This is a genomic window from Candidatus Ruthia endofausta (assembly GCF_013342985.1).
In the GTDB taxonomy this organism is placed as follows: Bacteria; Pseudomonadota; Gammaproteobacteria; order PS1; family Pseudothioglobaceae; genus Ruthia; species Ruthia endofausta.
Window position 1 is genome coordinate 869,817 of record NZ_CP054490.1, and the last position, 15,404, is coordinate 885,220.

17 protein-coding genes and 2 pseudogenes are annotated in these 15,404 nt (G+C 36.3%); 5 read left to right on the top strand and 14 right to left on the bottom strand.

All coding sequences use genetic code 11. The features are described 5' to 3' along the window. Positions 1 to 43: 43 nt before the first annotated feature. Together HUE58_RS07390 and HUE58_RS04945 are read right to left on the bottom strand one after the other, a co-directional pair. The gene (locus HUE58_RS07390; protein ID WP_422851467.1) at positions 44 to 556 is read right to left on the bottom strand and encodes a rolling circle replication-associated protein; all 513 of its coding nucleotides are present in this window, start codon (positions 554 to 556) and stop codon (positions 44 to 46) included. Between the two features lie 103 nt (positions 557 to 659). Continuing rightward, on the bottom strand, positions 660 to 1,109 hold the full coding sequence (locus HUE58_RS04945; RefSeq protein ID WP_174605903.1) for a hypothetical protein: 450 nt from the start codon (positions 1,107 to 1,109) through the stop codon (positions 660 to 662). Positions 1,110 to 1,842: 733 nt separating this feature from the next. On the opposite strand from HUE58_RS04945, the pseudogene HUE58_RS07395 reads away from it, so the two are divergent. Next, positions 1,843 to 1,917: pseudogene (locus HUE58_RS07395) on the top strand (hypothetical protein); the annotation flags it as partial. A 503-nt stretch (positions 1,918 to 2,420) separates the two neighbouring features. Beyond that, the gene (locus HUE58_RS04955; RefSeq protein WP_174605905.1) at positions 2,421 to 2,588 is read left to right on the top strand and encodes a hypothetical protein; all 168 of its coding nucleotides are present in this window, start codon (positions 2,421 to 2,423) and stop codon (positions 2,586 to 2,588) included. A 741-nt stretch (positions 2,589 to 3,329) separates the two neighbouring features. Here the strand turns inward: HUE58_RS04955 and HUE58_RS04960 are convergent. The 11 genes and pseudogenes from HUE58_RS04960 to HUE58_RS05010 form a co-directional block, all read right to left on the bottom strand. After that, complete coding sequence (locus tag HUE58_RS04960) at positions 3,330 to 3,590, bottom strand: hypothetical protein (RefSeq protein ID WP_174605906.1); 261 nt, start codon at positions 3,588 to 3,590, stop codon at positions 3,330 to 3,332. Positions 3,591 to 4,106: 516 nt separating this feature from the next. After that, positions 4,107 to 4,388 (bottom strand): hypothetical protein, encoded by a 282-nt coding sequence (locus HUE58_RS04965; RefSeq protein WP_174605907.1) that lies wholly within the window; start codon positions 4,386 to 4,388, stop codon positions 4,107 to 4,109. A gap of 87 nt (positions 4,389 to 4,475) precedes the next feature. After that, positions 4,476 to 4,610 (bottom strand): DUF4007 family protein, encoded by a 135-nt coding sequence (locus HUE58_RS04970; RefSeq protein ID WP_174605908.1) that lies wholly within the window; start codon positions 4,608 to 4,610, stop codon positions 4,476 to 4,478. Positions 4,611 to 4,711: 101 nt separating this feature from the next. Next, complete coding sequence (locus tag HUE58_RS07400; RefSeq protein WP_174606246.1) at positions 4,712 to 4,990, bottom strand: magnesium chelatase subunit ChlI family protein; 279 nt, start codon at positions 4,988 to 4,990, stop codon at positions 4,712 to 4,714. 82 nt (positions 4,991 to 5,072) lie between these two features. After that, positions 5,073 to 5,132: pseudogene (locus HUE58_RS07405) on the bottom strand (hypothetical protein); the annotation flags it as partial. Positions 5,133 to 5,154: 22 nt separating this feature from the next. Next, positions 5,155 to 5,319 carry a hypothetical protein gene (locus HUE58_RS04985; protein ID WP_174605909.1) on the bottom strand — a complete coding sequence of 55 codons (165 nt, stop codon included), beginning with the start codon at positions 5,317 to 5,319 and terminating at the stop codon, positions 5,155 to 5,157. Between the two features lie 172 nt (positions 5,320 to 5,491). Beyond that, positions 5,492 to 5,773, bottom strand: coding sequence for a magnesium chelatase domain-containing protein (locus HUE58_RS04990; RefSeq protein ID WP_174605910.1), 282 nt, complete (start codon positions 5,771 to 5,773; stop codon positions 5,492 to 5,494). A gap of 142 nt (positions 5,774 to 5,915) precedes the next feature. Beyond that, positions 5,916 to 6,986 carry a tRNA (adenosine(37)-N6)-threonylcarbamoyltransferase complex transferase subunit TsaD gene (gene tsaD, locus HUE58_RS04995; RefSeq protein WP_422851468.1) on the bottom strand — a complete coding sequence of 357 codons (1,071 nt, stop codon included), beginning with the start codon at positions 6,984 to 6,986 and terminating at the stop codon, positions 5,916 to 5,918. Beyond that, a complete protein-coding gene (gene lptB / locus HUE58_RS05000; RefSeq protein WP_174605911.1) occupies positions 6,979 to 7,704 on the bottom strand; it encodes an LPS export ABC transporter ATP-binding protein in 726 nt (241 codons plus the stop codon). The genes tsaD and lptB overlap by 8 nt, the downstream gene beginning before the upstream one ends. A gap of 428 nt (positions 7,705 to 8,132) precedes the next feature. Next, positions 8,133 to 8,885, bottom strand: a complete 753-nt coding sequence (locus tag HUE58_RS05005) for a biotin--[acetyl-CoA-carboxylase] ligase (protein ID WP_174605912.1) — start codon at positions 8,883 to 8,885, stop codon at positions 8,133 to 8,135. Further along, complete coding sequence (locus HUE58_RS05010; RefSeq protein WP_174605913.1) at positions 8,864 to 9,220, bottom strand: diacylglycerol kinase; 357 nt, start codon at positions 9,218 to 9,220, stop codon at positions 8,864 to 8,866. The genes HUE58_RS05005 and HUE58_RS05010 overlap by 22 nt, the downstream gene beginning before the upstream one ends. A 69-nt stretch (positions 9,221 to 9,289) precedes the next feature. Here HUE58_RS05010 and truA point away from each other — a divergent pair, with 69 nt between their 5' ends. Further along, positions 9,290 to 10,033 (top strand): tRNA pseudouridine(38-40) synthase TruA, encoded by a 744-nt coding sequence (gene truA, locus HUE58_RS05015; RefSeq protein ID WP_174605914.1) that lies wholly within the window; start codon positions 9,290 to 9,292, stop codon positions 10,031 to 10,033. A gap of 1 nt (position 10,034) precedes the next feature. Here the strand turns inward: truA and metE are convergent, their stop codons facing one another. Then, complete coding sequence (metE, locus tag HUE58_RS05020; protein ID WP_174605915.1) at positions 10,035 to 12,311, bottom strand: 5-methyltetrahydropteroyltriglutamate--homocysteine S-methyltransferase; 2,277 nt, start codon at positions 12,309 to 12,311, stop codon at positions 10,035 to 10,037. A 61-nt stretch (positions 12,312 to 12,372) separates the two neighbouring features. Here metE and HUE58_RS05025 point away from each other — a divergent pair, with 61 nt between their 5' ends. Both HUE58_RS05025 and HUE58_RS05030 read left to right on the top strand, forming a co-directional pair. After that, positions 12,373 to 13,305: a LysR family transcriptional regulator gene (locus HUE58_RS05025; RefSeq protein ID WP_340689619.1), complete on the top strand. Its 933-nt coding sequence runs from the start codon at positions 12,373 to 12,375 to the stop codon at positions 13,303 to 13,305. Between the two features lie 122 nt (positions 13,306 to 13,427). Continuing rightward, positions 13,428 to 15,371, top strand: a complete 1,944-nt coding sequence (locus HUE58_RS05030) for an SLC13 family permease (protein ID WP_174605916.1) — start codon at positions 13,428 to 13,430, stop codon at positions 15,369 to 15,371. Positions 15,372 to 15,404 lie beyond the last annotated feature (33 nt).

A 15,404-nucleotide genomic window follows, 5' to 3' on the forward strand; every position in this document is an offset into this window, starting at 1 on the left:
CAAGAATCTCAGAAATATAAAGAAAAGTACCATCTTTATTTTTTTAAAAAGGAACTCGATCTTCGAAATGATGATTAAAGAGAATAGCATGATAGTGAGGGCGTTTATGTAAATCGCCATACTCACCACAATGATAGAAACAAATCTTTTTATGAGAATACTTCTTACGAAGAGGTTTCATAAAGAGTTGAAAATGACGTTTATCTAAGCTGCGATTAGAAGGAAGATTGTCATTATCGTAAGTAAGAGTAATGAAAGAATTATCTGGATAAAGAGAAGCTTCATGTATGCAGCGAATAGCCCATTGATGAGAACGCTCCAGTCTACAACCTATACATTGACCACACGGAAGTAAAAGTGTAGTCTCGTAAGGAAGAGGAGAATTGAAATGGATAACAGTAGAGTCATAATCACAGTAAGCAGTTAGTGGATGGAAACAAGCCACTATAGACGTATACCAACCTCGAGAAAGAGGACGAGAACGATTATAAGGATGAGTCCGAAAAGCAGTAGGAGAAAAAGTACGACGAGGATTTAATTTAAATCTTTTACGCATTAGAGAATCTCCATAATTTTTATTTTAAAGAAAAAATGCTTTTTAATTTTTTTTTATTAGTCTAAACATACTGAAATAATCATTTTGGTGTCACCTAGACCAGTTACATTTGAATAGGCTCCACAGACGGGTTCATAATTGCCTTTTTAGAAGGTGAAGTAGCATGCTCGATCAAGCCAAGATCGTTAAGAATTTCAAGATCGCTAGAATCATCACTATGAACACATGAAAGAAAATCATTTAAGTTATTATTAAAATGATCACGAACAGCAGAAGAAAGAGATTCGAACATAGAGTAAGAATCAGCTTTTGCATCCATAGACTGCTGAAAAGAAGGGTAAGATGCAAAATCACCATAAACGGGACGATCAGTAAGGGAAGGATCCCCAAGAATTCCAGTAGTATGGAAAGACTTAACAAGTATATTGATATCAGCACCATCCTTAAAGGATTGATGAGTCATAGAAGGTTGCGAATTAGCAATAGAAGTATCAGGACGATCAGAGTAAACATCAGAGTAAACATCGTAAATTGTAGGTTTTGGTTTTTGCATAATATTTCCTATATGAAGGGAGAGTAGTTATTACCCACTCTCTGGGTTAGGCCTAAAGGACCCCAGAGTGAGAATAACATTATTTGAGCCGACGCTTACGCGAAGCGGCTTTAGCACGTTCAAGGAACGAAGGAGAAGAAGGTAGAAGAGCACCAGCACCCCCGAAGCAGACCTCCAAAAAGATTACCAGATACGGCTACCGTTAAAGAAGCTCATCCTCTAAAAGGAATGGCATATTTTTTTCTTGCTCAGCCGCTATTTCTTCTTCGTTTGTAGATACTGTAATAGAACGCCCAGCAAGTAATGATTTTCCATTTTTTAAGGTAGCGCCAATAAAACAGGCTGGGCCATGACAAACTGCAGCAATGATTTTGTTGTCTCCATAAAAATGTTGAAGGATGTTTTATTGATGTTAGGGTTATTGGGTAAATCAAACATTGTACCGTGTTCCCCAGGGAAAATACTGCATCATAATCACCAAGACTAACTTCTGATAATTTATGTTGGATTGCTTTGAGGATCAATAGGCACCCGTTCCATCCTCAACACTTGCAGTCTCAACCGTAAGACCTTCTTGTATAAAAAATTGATAAGGAACAACATACTCTTCTAGCCATATTTCTGTCAGCTTATTTTTTAGCATTATGCCACAACTCGTTACTATAATTAAAATACATCGTTAGTATAAATATACTTATGGTTAGCTTTGAATGGTACCGTAGTTTCATACACAGTGACAAGTGCCTCAGGATTTCTTTTTTTTACGCAGCCTACCGTTAGTCAGCAGATTACTTCTCTAGAGACAATGCTTGGTACAAAGTTATTTGAAAGAATACCAAGAAAAATGATTCCAACAGATGATGGTAAGGCGCTTTATCCTAGAGTGGTTTCATCTGTCAATATTCTTAAATCAACACCAATACATATTATCGAGAAAGAAACAATCTAACATCCCTAGTTAGATTATGCCTCCCTAATGAGTTTTTCCTTAAGAAAATTTTAAGCTACTTAGTAGGTGAAGAAGGTTACATATATCGCATTACCTTTGGGAGCGTTCATAGTTTACTAGACAAATTAGAAAAGAAAAAACTAGATATTGTCGTTGCTGCAAGAAAGAAGCTTTACAATAAAAGAATTGAGTATCAGAAACTATTCGTAGAAAAGTTTGTTTTAGTGCAGTCAACAAAATCAAACAGTTCACTAAAAAAATTACAGACAATGAAAAAGAGCATCCTAGCGAGTCCTTACTACTACAACAGAACTGAATAAGTTAATACAGACCTGCCAATTATTCGCCGGCACTGGAATGACGTGTTTCAAACAAAACCAGCCATCACGCCTTCTACTGTTATCCCCAACTTAAACATCATGGCAAAGACCGTTGAAATGGACAAAGGCATTAGCCTACTACCTTCCTACATTTGTGTTGATGCAATTAAGGAAGGAAAGCTAGAAATTAAAATAAATATTTCTTTTTGATCTTGATGCTCTGATATGTCTTTATGCATCCCTCCATATCCATCTTGCCCTAAAAATATAGATTCCTCTACATCTAAATTAAACTTAATTCCTTTATGGCTTTCTATACTCTATATCTGCATTGTTAGCAGAATACAAATGTTTTTCTTTTATTTTTAATATCTGCAACAAAATCTATATATTCTTTTAATAATCTAGCTATTGGAGAAACTGTACTGCTCTTGAGTGTCTGTAGACCATTGGTCATCATAGGTTCTTTATAATTTTAGGATACTCTTTAGATTTATACATATCACTCACAAAAGTCAAAGTATCTAATGCTCTACTTAATGCTGTCTCATTATATTTGGTTAATTTTTTTCTAATAGTGTTATCAAGAGATTAACCAACAGAAACATTGTTGTTAGTCGTTGCTGCCCATCAATGATAACCATAACCTTTGTTGGCGCCCCTAACAATAGATACAATAGACTGATGTTTAGTATCGTGCATTGTTATAACAAATCCCAAGAAAGTAATATAATCTTCACTATTCCCTAATTGCTCTAACCCGTAAACAATACCCTACCAGATTCGATTAATATCATCTTTCTTCTATGAGTAAGGTCTCTAGTAAGCAGGAATATAAAAACGATCTTCATAAACAGCAATTTCATCTTTATCAGATAAATAAACTACAATATAAAAAAATAGGCAGTACTAGCTTCTTAACACCAAAAGGAGGTGAGGTCAAAATTTCATTTAAAGTAGAAAATTTTGTGCCTCCTCTTTAGCATTTTTGAAAAAGTCCTCTATTATGCTCCACACTTTTAAATAAATAGAGTCTTTAGGTGGTACAATCTTCCAACCACCTTTTATTTCTCTATGTATACCACTGTTTTCTAATGTAGCTTTATACATATTTTTTTCTACGGGATATTCTTCAATGCCTAAATCTAGCTTATCAGAATTATTTAATAATACTGTTAATAGCTTTCTACGACCTACATTTACCTGAGCCAATGGACGATTTCTATTAATAAATTCATTTTTAATAATTGGAGTTTGGTAAAAAATATTCTCTAGGGTTCTGGAAAATAATTTTTGAATATCTCTTTTATATTATTTGTTGAAAATCGTTCTATCGCACTATTAACCTCAACCGCTGTTCTTTGCACTTGTAAACCATTGGTTAATTGCAACAAAATAAACAATAGGATATTGTTATCGTAAGTCACCTCAACACAAGTATCTGTAATAAAAAAATATCATTGCTTTCATGACGAGCTGAATATTCTAAAAACTTACCTAACTCATCAACAACCCTTTGCCACCATTATTTTGAATATTAATAACTAAATTACTTACTTTGGATAACGATACCTTGTCATTAGACAGTAGCTTATCAATTATTGCCAAACTCGTACCATCCGCTATGTTTAATGCCGCATAATAATCAATAACACTTGTTTTAAATGTTTTTAAAATACCGCAATAAGTGAGTCTGGATTACCCGTAATTAGCACCTCACAATAGCCATTAGAGCCCTTTTAAGGGCTTGCCAATATCGGTTGCAAAATTAGTGTTTTCTGTGCGTAATTTTTTACACGCTAATTTACTAAGTGTTGTCTTAATAGAAATTGTTTTACTGTCTCTAAATTTATTGTTGATATTGTGAGCAATAACTTCAATTGGTGTATTTTTTGGACTAAGAGAAAAATGATACTTTCCATTAAAATGTTTGATTAAACCCAGCAAAGATAAAGGAGACTCCAGCATATCTTCTATTTGAGTTTTTGCTGATTTGTGTGGTGCACACATTCTTAAAATTACCTGAATATCTATCTTTATGGTTTAAAAATTTACCAAATTTGGTGATTGAGTCATTACCTATAACCTTGGTTGCTATTAGTAACGAATAGCGGCAACCATATTTTTACCCACGTCCAAATTAACCGTTACATCGTCCGGGGTAAATACATCGGATATTTTGAGAGATTTTTTAGCTTGTACTGCTCGAATACCTTTTGTTATCCCAGCCATAACGAAGCTGAAAAGAGCCATATCTGCCAATTATAAAAGTATTATTCATACATATTTTATTCTAGTTATAACATTCTGTTTATACTTAAAACTTAAGAAATTTACCAGTTAAACCGTCGATACCCAACCGTCTCAACCAAGTGAGATTTATCGACCATTTTGCTTTCATCTAAATCAGTAATAATTCTAGCAACTCTCAAAATACGATGGTAGGCACGGGCTGATAGATTGAGTTTGTCGATGACATTGGATAATAGTTGCTTGTTGTCTTGGCTTAGGTTAATCAGTTTTTCTATTTCATCAGGTGCAAGTTTGTCGTTAGATTTACCTTGTTTTTTTAATTGGATACTATGCGCTTTAATGACTCTTTTTCTGATGATTTCACTGTTTTCCGTATTTTAAGAATTTTGATTAAGTGAGACTTCCTTAGGCAAGAGTGGCCCATTTAGCACCATATCAATCCTACCTAGTAGTGGGGCCTGATATTTTATTTTTAAATCTATCAATTTGGTCGCTGGTACAATGGAATTTGGCAGTAGCATCGTCATAAAATCCACAGGGACAAGGGGGGGTTCATTGTACCAATAAGTTGAAAGTTTGCAGGGAAAGTGGTTTGTTGGGCGACTGAGTAAATAGAGGCGAGCTCTAAGGCTTTATCGATGCTTACTCTTAGTAGTGGCATGATTGAGAGTAAACACTCTGCCAACATGGTTTTGCCTGAACCGGGTGGGCCAATTAAAAGTAAATTGGTCGGCTATCAGCTAAATTGTGCATTAATTTATTAACATCACTAACGCCTTGTAAAACTCGCATACTTTGAGTAGATGCGTAGTACACGGATAAATAATGGCTTCGTCACCAGTGTGATATTGATTTGAATCTTAATCTGGCAAGGACATGCAATGCTTGGCTTGGCTTGGCTGCTTACAATGATGGCTGGCAATAATCCTTTGGTTGCTCGAAGTGAGGCCGTCTAAGCCTAGTTCACCATAAAATTCAAATGAATTAATATTGGGTTCAATTTGTTCAGAAGCCAGTAGCAATCCAATGGCAATTGACAAATCATACCTACCACCGCTTTTAGATAAATTAGCTGAGGCAAAACTAACAGTAATTCGCCCTTTAGGGAATTTGAACTTTGAGGTCATAATTGCACTGCGCACACGGTCTTTGCTCTCGCGTACTGTGCACCTTCAGGCAAATCCGACTATCGAGAATCCTGGCAAGTCACCTGAAATATGCACTTCAATGGTTACCAATAATGCGTCAAGTCCTATTGATACACGGGTAAATAATTTGCTTAGTTTACTCAATTTGTTTTAATTCCTCTAAACTCCATCTGGGTTTGATGTTAATTTCATGATGGATGTCACGTTGCCCATGGCTTAGGCGAAAATGTCCAACTAGGGCTATCATAGCACCATTGTCGGTGCAGAATTCTAGCCTTGGATAAAAGACATTTGTGCCTACTTTTTTACCCATTTGGTTAAGCTCTTTACGTAAAGATAAGTTTGCACTAACCCCACCTGCAACCACAAGCGTTGCGTATTTAGTTTGTTCTAACGCCCTTCTGCATTTAATCATGAGCGTTTGTGTAGCAGCTACTTCAAATGCTTTAGCGATGTCTGCTTTTTTGTTAGGATGCTTGGCAAAGGTGTTACGTGCAAACGTTTTAAGGCCACTAAAACTAAAATCAAGTCCAGGGCGATCAACCATAGGACGTGGAAACTTAAACGCATCAGGGTTGCCTTGCTCAACAAGCATCGCTAAAGCAGGACCGCCAGGATAACCCAAACCCAAAATCTTTGCTGTTTTATCAAATGCCTCGCCCACCGCATCATCTAAAGACTCGCCCAAAATTTTGTATTGACCAATGGCTTTAACATCAATCAGCATGGTGTGGCCACCTGAAACCAGCAAAGCTACAAAGGGAAATTTAGGTTGAGACTTTTCTAACAAAGGGGCTAGTAAATGCCCTTCCATATGATGCACAGCTAAAGACGGAATATCCAAACTCCAAGCCAAAGATTTAGCCACCGCACCCCCTACCAAAAGCGCACCTGCCAAACCAGGCCCGGCTGTATAGGCAATACCGTTTAAATCTTTCAGGGTAAATTTTGCGTCTACTAAAACTGCTTTAATTAAAGGCAACACCCTTTGGATATGATCACGTGATGCTAACTCAGGAACTACACCACCATATTCAGCGTGAATTTTAACAGATGAAAATAATTGATGTCCAATAAGGCCAAATTCAGAATGGTACAAGCCAATGCCCGTCTCATCACAAGAACTTTCTATGCCTAGCGTAATGAAATCAAATTGGGTAGCCTGTTGCTCCTGATGATTGTGCATTGTAGAGACAGAACTAGTCATACTCACCTAAATAAACCTCGCGAACTTTTTCATTGTAAAGAATTTGCTCTTTATTGCCTTGTGCAATAATCGCACCATTATGCAGCACGTAGGAGTAGCCACAAGTATCCAGCATTTCACGATAGTTATGATCCGTAATTAAGATACCAATATCTTTGTCTTTTAAGTGGTAAATAATTTTTTGAATATCCCCAACAGAAATTGGATCAACGCCTGCAAATGGCTCATCAAGTAATACAAATTTTGGATTCATTGCCAGTGCTCTAGCGATTTCTACCCTTCTTCTTTCACCGCCAGATAGACTGATACCTTTGATATAACGAATATGCTCAATGCTAAATTCTGCTAACAACTCTTCTAACCGATGAACTCTTTGTTTTTTATTAAGGCTAGAGTTTAACTCTAACACTGCCATAATGTTGTTTTCCACCGAAAGCTTGCGAAAAATAGAAGGCTCTTGAGGTAAGTAACCAAGCCCTAAATCAGCACGCTTGTGCATAGACAAATGCTCAATTCTTTTTTTGTTCAAAGATACTTTGCCTGAACTTGCTTTAACCAAACCACAAGCAATATAAAAACAAGTGGTTTTCCCCGCACCATTTGGACCTAACAATCCAACCACCTCTCCCCCTTGTACAAAAAATGAAACATCGTTAACCACATCCCTACCCGCGTAAGATTTACTAATATTTTGTATGCTTAAAACGTTACTAGACATAGTGATTGATATTGATTATAATTAATAATTTTAACAGTTAACCAGCTATTATATTTAATACTAAAAAACCTGGACCAAATATAATAATCAAGAGCAAAAACCCCAATCTAAAACAATCATATCTAAAGAATGTCATATTAAGGGCGATGTTTCTGATGGCGATGATATAAACAATCTTTGGAAAAATTAAAGGTACAATAACTCTAAAAAATAACTCAGTTATAATTGAAAAATTAGCCAAAATTAACGCAGATGTTTTTGCTAAAATTGTTAATGGCAATATTGAAGAAAGTGAAAAAATGTTATTACTAACAGTGGTAACGTTACTGGCGATATAAGTGCACCAAAAGTTATTTTAAAAGATGGCTCTTACTTTAAAGGCAATGTTTCAATGAAAGATGCCAAAGTAAACACCATGCTAATCAACACTAATAAAGGTGTAAAAACTCAGATGAATAAATCGGTTTAACACCGCATTGAGTTTCAACCAACAAAATACCTTGGTGATTAATTCCAAGGCAAGTACCGCTAAATGATTCTGCCTTGCTTGTATGCTTAACTTGCTTGCCTAATAAATAATCTACTTTCGCCCACTTAGCATAAAACTCATCAAAACCATTTGATTCTAAAATATCAAAATATTCTAAAATTTTATTAATTAGATTTTTACTCAAATTGAGCTTATCAATCGGTGTTGAAGTTATCTTTTTTAAGTCTATCCAAGGCGTTTCACACTGGAAATTTTGATTAAAATCAACATTCAGCCCCAAGCCAATAATGACTGATTGATAATTGCCCTGCAGTGAATTCTCAATCAAAATACCTGCTAATTTTCTACCTTCAAAGTAAACATCATTTGGCCATTTGAGTTTTAAATCAGAAATGCCGTATTTTTCTAACACATCAACCAATGCAAGACCAGCTACCAAGCTTAGCCCGCTTAATAAAGCACTATTAGGAAAAATACGGCGAATTGATAAAATAATACTTGTGTTTTTCTGACTCAGCCATTTCCTATCGTATTGACCCTTGCCACAGGTTTGCTCAGAAGTAATGCAAACTTGAGTTTTTTTGCAAAAGGCTAACTGAGCTAGGTAATCATTGGTGCTGGGTATTGAATCAAAAGCAAAGCACTTAATATCATCACTCAGATAATTTGTTAAATCAGAATAATTAGCCATGATATAACAAGTAGCGTTAATGACAACCACACCGCTGCAGAACCCATGTCCTTTGCAGCGCCCGATAATACGTGATATTCATTACCAATTCTATCAACCACTGATTCAATAGCTGAGTTTAAAACTTCAACAATTAAAACCAAAAATATAGGCACAATTAATAGCACCTTATCAACGGATGACTCCCCTAACAAAAATGCCAAGGGCATTAACACAATACTTAACCACAATTCTTGCTTAAAAGCTGCTTCAGATTGATAGCAAAACTTTAATCCCTTCATAGAAAAGCTAAAAGCATTAATAATTCTGCTCAACCCTGTTCGTTCATTTTTCATGTAAACCCATTTAATTAAATAGTTAAAATAGTTAAAATAGTTAATTAAATTTTACCAAAAAGTTGAATCATGAAAATAGCATTAGGTGTTGCATACTTAGGCACAAACTTCCATGGCTGGCAGTGTCAAAAACCTAACATTCGTACTGTACAGCAAGTGGTTGAACAGGCCCTATCAAGCGTTGCCAATCACCCCGTTAGGGTGTTTTGTTCTGGTAGAACCGATGCTGGTGTGCATGCCACCTGCCAGGTTATTCACTTTGAAACCAACATCAAGCGCGAAAATAAGGCTTGGCTATTTGGTGGTAATGTTAATCTACCAAGCGATGTTAATTTCACTTGGGCAAAACACGTTGATGATAATTTCCACGCACGATTTAGCGCCACCGCTAGACAATACAACTACAAAATACACAACACAAAAACTCGCTGTGCCATCATAACGGCCCATTCATTATGGGAGCCAAGAAAGTTGAACATAATGGCAATGGATAAAGCTAGCAAATATTTAACTGGCGAATATGACTTTTCAGCCTTTCGAGGTAGTTTATGTCAAGCGACATCCCCCATTAAAACCATTGAATTCATAAAACTAACCAAGTGTGATGACAACATTTTACTAGACATAAAAGCCGACGCCTTTTTACATCATATGGTACGCAATATTGTTGGTACACTACTCAAGGTGGGTAAAGGTGAAAAATCCATTAAATGGGTAAAAAAGGTGTTGAATAGTAAGCAGCGCAAACAAGCCGGTCCCGCCGCCCCGCCCCAAGGACTTTACTTTATTAAAGCTTTTTACTCCAATTTATAAATCAATTTTTTCGAAGTTGTTGGCTAGCTAACACCATATTAGTTAATGCAAGATTTACTTCATCCCAATGTCTGGTTTTTAAGCCACAATCAGGATTAACCCATAGCCTTTTAATAGGAATGTGTTTTGCCGCTTTTTGCATGAGTTTAACCATAGAATCAACCGAAGGAATATTAGGAGAATGAATATCATAAACGCCTGGACCTATTTCATTAGGATAATCAAACTCATCAAATATATCCAATAATTCCATGTCCGAGCGAGAGGTCTCAATAGTGATAACATCAGCATCCATCTGCGCTATTGCCCCAATAATATCATTAAATTCTGAATAGCACATATGTGTGTGAATTTGGGTTTCATCACTTACACCATTGGCACTGATTCGATAAGCCCTAATCGCCCAATCAAGATAAGCTTGCCACTGAGATTCTCGCAGTGGCAAGCCCTCTCTTAATGCCGCCTCATCAATCTGGATGATATTTATATTAGATTTTTCAAGGTCCAATACCTCATCTCTAATAGCCAAAGACAATTGCAAGCATGTTGTCTTTCTTGGCTGGTCATCACGCACAAACGACCAATTCAACATCGTAACAGGGCCTGTAATCATACCTTTCATAGGCTTATTGGTGAGTGACTGAGCATAGGTTATCCAATCTAGCGTCATAGGTTTTGGGCGAGAAATATCACCAAAAATAATCGGTGGCTTGACACAACGAGAACCATAAGATTGCACCCAACCAAATTGGCTAAATGCGTAACCGCTTAATTGTTGCCCAAAATATTCCACCATATCGTTACGCTCAGGCTCGCCGTGCACCAAAACATCTAGGCCTAAGTGTTCTTGCACTTGCACACAATGCCTAATTTCAGAGCGCATCGCTTTCATATATTGCTCTGCTGATAATTCACCCAATTTATAATCGCGTCTGACTTGTCTAATCTCTAGCGTTTGTGGAAACGAGCCGATTGTCGTGGTTGGATATAAAGGTAGGTCAAATTTTTCACTTTGTAATTTTGCTCTGCTCTTATAATTAGATTGACGATTGCCCAGTTCATCATTCACCTTAGCAATGCGTTCTTTAACTTTACCATTATGTACAAGTGATGAATATTTTCTAGCATTAATGGCAGCAATATTATTTGCTATTTCTTTAGTTACACTTACTTGTCCTTGATTAAGTGCTTGCGCTAATATGCTTAGTTCTTCTAATTTTTGCACAGCAAACCCAAGCCATGATTTAATGTCATCATCCAATTCTTGCTCGCTATCTAAATCCACAGGCACATGCAATAATGAACAAGACGGGGCTAACCATAATCTACTCTGTAATTGCTGGTGAATAGGTGCTAGCCACAACAAAGTTGCACTTAAATCTGTCTTCCAAATATTCCGACCATTCACCACGCCCAAAGATAAAACTTGATCATCTGATAGGCTATCAATCACTAATTGAACCTCATCTTTTGCATTAATCGCATCAATATGTAACCCGTCAATAGGCAAGCCACAAGCCAAGCTTAAATTGTCCTGCAAAGTGCCAAAATAACTAGCAAGTAACAATTTAATCGGGCGATTTGCCAACATATCGTAAGCCTTCCTAAACGCCACTTGCCAATCTGCTTCTAGTTCTGTAACCAAAATAGGCTCATCAACCTGTATCCACTCTATACTTAGCTTTGCCAATTCATCAAATAATTGTGCATACACCCTAACCAATGAATCTAATAAATCTAGTTTGTTGATTTTATCTTTGGACTTGCCTAACCATAAATAAGTGACTGGACCAATAACAACAGGCTTAACCTTCACGCCTTGCGCTTGCGCTTGCCTAATTTGTTCAATCAGACGTTGTGCTTGGAGTGCAAAATTTGTCTCTTGACTAAATTCTGGTACAATGTAATGATAATTGGTATCAAACCATTTGGTCATCTCGCTCGCTTGAATACAAGTACAATCAGACTCATTAACAAAGGCACGCCCACGTGCTATTCGAAAATAGTTATCTAGCTCATTATCTGATAAATTTTCAGCACGTTTTGGGATATTGCCTAATAAAAAACTCATATCCAAAACCTGGTCATAAAAAGAAAAATCACCCACTGGCACCCAATCTAGTTTATTTTGATTTTGCCAGTATTGCTTGCATAATGTACTAGCAGTTTGCAATAACTCATCCTGAGAAATAGCATTTGACCAATATTTTTCTAATGCAAATTTTAACTCCCGATGTTTACCAATACGCGGAAAACCCAGATTGTGTGTTGTAACCATAATTAAGATTCCTACTGATTGCAAAGTCAAATATTTTATAAGGGCTATTTTATAAAGTAAAATGATTATTTTTAACTTAATGATGAATTATATTCATATTATGATAACGCTTAAACATTTGAAGATCATCCAAGCATTACATGAAAATAGTACTTTAACGCGTGCTGCAAATATATTATATTTGAGCCAATCTGCCTTATCCCACCAAATTCGTTACTTAGAGGAAAAACTGGGTGTTCCACTTTGGGAACGAAAGGGTAGAAATTTACGCTTCACAAAGGCAGGCGAATTACTATTACAAACTGCACAACAATTATTACCAATTTTAGAACAAACCGAGAAAACTTTGAAGGCCTATGCACAAGGTCGCCAAGGTATTTTGCGTATAGGCGTTGAGTATTATCCTTGCTATGAATGGCTAACAAAGGTCATTGGTGTATTTTTGCAAAAAATGCCTGATGTTGAAGTAGAAATCATCAACAAATTTCAATTTTCTGGGCACGAAGGACTGCTCAATTACCATATTGATATCCTAATTACACCTGATATAGAGAAAGAAGCAGACATTCATATTGAAACACTCGTCCAATATAATTTGGTACTTTTAGTTGCTGATGAACACCCACTAGCACATAAAACAATAATTACACCAAAAGACTTAGCTCATAAAACTTTATTGACTTTTCCTGTACCACTAGAACGGCTTGATATTTTGACACAATTTTTAAACCCAGCGCATATTAAACCCAAACATATTAAAAAAATTGAATCCATTGAGCTCATATTACAAATGACAACGCTCGGGCGTGGCGTTTGCATATTGCCAGAATGGCTGGCAGATGAGTTTATTAAAAAAATGCCTGTTAAAAAAATCCGCATAAGCGCTAACGGACTTAATCAAAAACTATTTGCAATTTTACGTAAACAAGACAAAGAAATTAATTATATCCAACGCTTTGTTAAAATTAGTAAGAAAATAGTCAACACCACCTAAAAATTATCTAGCCTAAAAATAAATATTTTTTATCAGTAAAACTTGTTAGTGGTGGTTAGTAATGTTTTGATTATGGTATAATTTTTCCTAAACTTTTTTTACGCTTAATAAAAACCAAAACCATGTTTAATAAAAAAAAAATTTCAGCCATTATTTTTGCTATTTTTGCCGTATGGCTTTCAACAATTGCACCAACTACCCCTATCTCTTGGATGTTGGGTATTCTCGTATTAACAATTTACCTGTTTGCTTTTGAAGTGCTGGAAGTTGATGAAGCTTCCATTACCATTATGATTATTTTAGGGTTAAGCTCTTTACCATGGATTCATACTTTGATGGGATTAGAAGAAGGCTTGGTTGATAACCAAAGACTGTTTGATGGATTCTCTTCTAATGCGGTTATGTCAATTATTGCGGTGATGATTATTGGTGCAGGCTTGGATAAAACAGGATTAATGGGCAAGGTTGCTACTTTTATTCTTAAAGTAGGGGGTAGTTCTGAACCAAGAGTAATTCCAATCATCTCTTCTACCGTTGGATTCATTTCATCCTTTATGCAAAATGTGGGCGCGGCTGCACTATTTATCCCTGTTGTGAGTCGTATTTCATCACGCTCGGGTATTCCAATCTCACGGCTATTAATGCCGATGGGATTTACAGCAATTTTAGGTGGTACGATGACCATGGTGGGTTCTAGCCCTTTAATCTTGCTAAATGATTTAATTTTAGCCACCAATCAGGGATTAAAAGTTGGACAACAAATGGACACCTGGGGATTGTTCTCTGTAACCCCAATAGGTATTGCATTGGTTATAACAGGTATTGTGTATTTTGTTATTGCTGGAAAGTTTGTCTTACCTACAGCTAAAAAAAACCAGTCAGAATCTGTATCAGCCGTTGAACACTTTCACCAAGTTTACAACATAGATTATGATTTATTTGAGGTTAATGTTCCTAAAGACTCTAACTTAATTGGCATGATGCTTGATGATATTGAGACAGCTACTAAAATCAGAATCATCGCTATACAAACCATTGAGGGGGAAACATTTATTGGACACCATTCAGTTGAGCGTAGCACTACAATTAAGCCACAAATGACCTTGGGCGTATTGACAACAAAAGAACATCTGGATGCTTTTGTTCAAGGCTTTCATCTTGAGTTATCAGATACCATTGAAAAATTCTCTAACCTACTATCTACACAAGAGTGTGGAACAGCAGAAATTGTTATTCCACCTAACTCTTCTCTCATTAATCAAAGTGCTAGAGATATATGGTTACGCAAAACTTATGGCGTTGCCATGGTGGCATTACATCGTAGTGGAGAAACCATGCAAGAAGGCGAAGGCATTCGTAATATACCTTTCCAATCAGGCGATACACTAATTGTCTATACACGTTGGGTTGACTTAGACAGGTTGCAATCAAACACCGATTTTATTGTTATCACTTCTGAGTATCCAAGACAAGAAGAATACCGTCCTGAGAAAATTAAATGGGCAAGTATTTTTTTTGCCATTGCACTTTTCTTAGTATTATTTACTGATATTAAGCTCTCTATCGCACTCATGACTGGTGCTTTAGGTATGATTTTATCTGGTGTTATTAAAATAGAAGAAGCCTATCGTGCAGTTTCTTGGAAAACAGTATTCTTATTAGCAAGTCTTATTCCACTAGGCATGGCAGTATCAAAAACTGGCACTGCTTTGTGGATTGCACAAGAAACAGTTAAAGTAGTTGGGGATATGGCATCTTGGATCATATTAACCTCAATTGTCATACTGGCAACTTTCTTTACTTTGGTAATGTCCAATGTAGGCGCGACCATTCTCTTAGTACCTATTGCCGTTAATATTGCCATTCAAGTAGGAGAAAACCCTGCAGTTTATGCACTAGCAGTCGCTATTGCAACTTCGAACTCATTTTTAATTCCCACCCATCAAGTAAATGCTTTAATTATGGGGCCTGGTGGTTATAAAGTAGCAGATTTTATCAAAGCAGGGGGTCTTATGACGGTGCTATTCATCATCGTTATGATATCAATGATGAATATTATTTTTTAAAATAACCTTACCTTAGTAAGTACCTTTGTTATT